We start from the raw sequence: 1,355 nt of genomic DNA, 5'->3' as shown, positions 1-1,355 counted from the left end.
GTCTACATACAAGAATCAAGTATCTTAAATATGTACTATTTTTAGGAGATTCCTCGCTAACTACTGAAGATTACATGTTTTCTCTTGAGGGTGATGTACTTTCTCGGGATAATTTACTCTTTTGGGAGGATGATGTGCTGTTTGATAAACACCGACCACAATCTTTTTATAAAAATTTCAGTGCCTATCTAAGAGGGGAGTAGTTAATACTTACTCTTCTTCACCAAACTTGTTATTAATTAATGCTTCAATAGCTCTAGCAGATTCTTGCTCATCATCTCCGGTGATAATAAGTTCAATTTCGGAGCCGTAGTTAATGGCGAGCACCATAAGGCACATGAGACTTTTAGCATTGACTTCACGATCATTGTAACGAACTAAGGTTTTGCTTTGGTAACGAGAGGCGAGATTAGTGAGTTTTATCGCAGCTCGAGCATGTAAGCCTAGCTTATTAATAATTTTTAGATTTTTTCGGATCATTATTTTTTCTCATTTTAAATGTTTGTTAAAATTAACACTAGAATCATAGCCTTCTTTTTTTAAGATTTGATTGCGTACCAGGATTTCTATTAAAAGGGGTAAATTTCTTCCTGTATAAACAGGAAGTATTATTTTAGGGAGGGTGACTTCTAAAATCGTTTCCTTTTCGCAGATAGGATTAAAAGGATCTAGAATCTTAAGTTTATTCTCAGGTTTAATTAAGGTAATTATTAAATTAATTTCATACTGAGAAATAATTGCATTAGTTCCGAAAAGCTTAGAGACATTCATCATTCCAACATCTGAAATTAAAATATAACCGCAGGTAATTGCAGGACACTTACCGATTAATTGATTATTTTGGTAAACAAGATCAACCAGATCATCACAAACCATTTGGTGACCCCGATCTAGCAAAGCGAGGGTTAATTCGCTTTTACCAATATTAGGTTCACCCATAATTAACACTCCTAATTTATTAATGACAAGAAAATTAGCATGTAAGGATAAGGTTGTTTGGTTAGTCATAGAAAGCTTCGAAGTGATTTCGGGACTTGGATAGGGTAACATTATCGGTAATCGCCTTTTTTAGCTTTGTATTTCGCTAATTGTGTTTGTAATTTTTTAATTAAAAACTTGAGCCTTTTATAGATATTTTGAGATTTTACTTGAGCGTTCATTTTGCTATCCGGTAATTGGAGATGAGGATTTGTAATTTGACGAATTTTATTAACATGAAAGGAGTTAATATGGATATTAGTGATTTCATGAAAACAGTAATATAATTCTTTAATAATTTTTATTATTCATTAAGTGCACGTAAGGCTGGTAAAATATGTAAGCAATGACCTGTCATTTAAATTTGCATAGTACAC

3 protein-coding genes are annotated in these 1,355 nt (G+C 32.5%); 1 reads left to right on the top strand and 2 read right to left on the bottom strand.

All coding sequences use genetic code 11. The features are described from left to right. On the top strand, nt 1–203 hold a 203-nt coding region (locus CLERM_RS03975), incomplete at its 5' end, for a hypothetical protein (protein ID WP_206602224.1). A 7-nt stretch (nt 204–210) separates the two neighbouring features. Here CLERM_RS03975 and CLERM_RS00425 read toward each other — a convergent pair. Together CLERM_RS00425 and CLERM_RS00420 are read right to left on the bottom strand one after the other, a co-directional pair. Further along, nucleotides 211–480, bottom strand: a complete 270-nt coding sequence (locus CLERM_RS00425) for an HPr family phosphocarrier protein (protein WP_102156657.1) — start codon at nt 478–480, stop codon at nt 211–213. Nucleotides 481–489: 9 nt separating this feature from the next. Next, nucleotides 490–1,050 carry an HPr kinase/phosphorylase gene (locus CLERM_RS00420; protein WP_236905112.1) on the bottom strand — a complete coding sequence of 187 codons (561 nt, stop codon included), beginning with the start codon at nt 1,048–1,050 and terminating at the stop codon, nt 490–492. Between the last annotated feature and the right edge of the window lie 305 nt (nt 1,051–1,355).

The organism is Coxiella-like endosymbiont, assembly GCF_002871095.1.
GTDB lineage: Bacteria > Pseudomonadota > Gammaproteobacteria > Coxiellales > Coxiellaceae > Coxiella.
This window is presented reverse-complemented; position numbering and strand designations above follow the sequence as displayed.

Bases quoted from the DNA above. Each gene is read 5' to 3' on its own strand.
- CLERM_RS00425 (WP_102156657.1), bottom strand. From the start codon at position 480: ATGATCCGAAAAAATCTAAAAATTATTAATAAGCTAGGCTTACATGCT.
- CLERM_RS00420 (WP_236905112.1), bottom strand. From the start codon at position 1,050: ATGTTACCCTATCCAAGTCCCGAAATCACTTCGAAGCTTTCTATGACT.